Source organism: Lactobacillus helveticus DSM 20075 = CGMCC 1.1877 (assembly GCF_000160855.1).
Lineage (GTDB): Bacteria > Bacillota > Bacilli > Lactobacillales > Lactobacillaceae > Lactobacillus > Lactobacillus helveticus.
On the sequence record NZ_GG700800.1, the window covers coordinates 1 to 508 of the forward strand.

At 41.7% G+C, this 508-nt stretch carries 1 pseudogene; it reads left to right on the forward strand.

Annotated elements, in window-relative coordinates:
* A pseudogene (locus HMPREF0518_RS09400) lies at window positions 1-297 on the forward strand (RNA-guided endonuclease InsQ/TnpB family protein); the annotation flags it as partial.
* Between the last annotated feature and the right edge of the window lie 211 nt (window positions 298-508).

Consider the following 508-nt stretch of genomic DNA (forward strand, 5'->3'; position numbering starts at 1 on the left):
AACCTAGCCGGCATTAGCGTCATTAGAACTAATGAAAGCTACACTAGTCAGACAAGTGCTTTGGATCATGAAAAGCCTTGCTGGGAAAACGGCAACCAGAGCCGTAAAAGACAAGGCAAAACCCCGATTAACAGACGCATTCACCGTGGGCTGTTCCAGTCGAATAACGGCAGACTGGTTAATGCGGATATTAACGGAGCCTTGCAGATAATCAGAAAAGTATTCCCTAAATTTTCATTAGATGAAGGGATAGAGGATGCAGTGTTGCATCCAGTCAAATGGTCGCCTCTCATTTGAGCGTCCACTTGACAAACGAAAATAGCTTGGCGACTGGCTTTAGCTGGGTTGACGCTGTTGTAAAGTTGTCCTTATAGCTTCGGTTATTATCATAGATAAACGGAGTGTTTTAAAAAGGTTAACGGCAGATATTGGCTAAAACAAGTTGCATTCTTAGGAAAATAGGGTCATTTGAAGCAAAATGACTGTATTGACCTAATATTTTCTAACA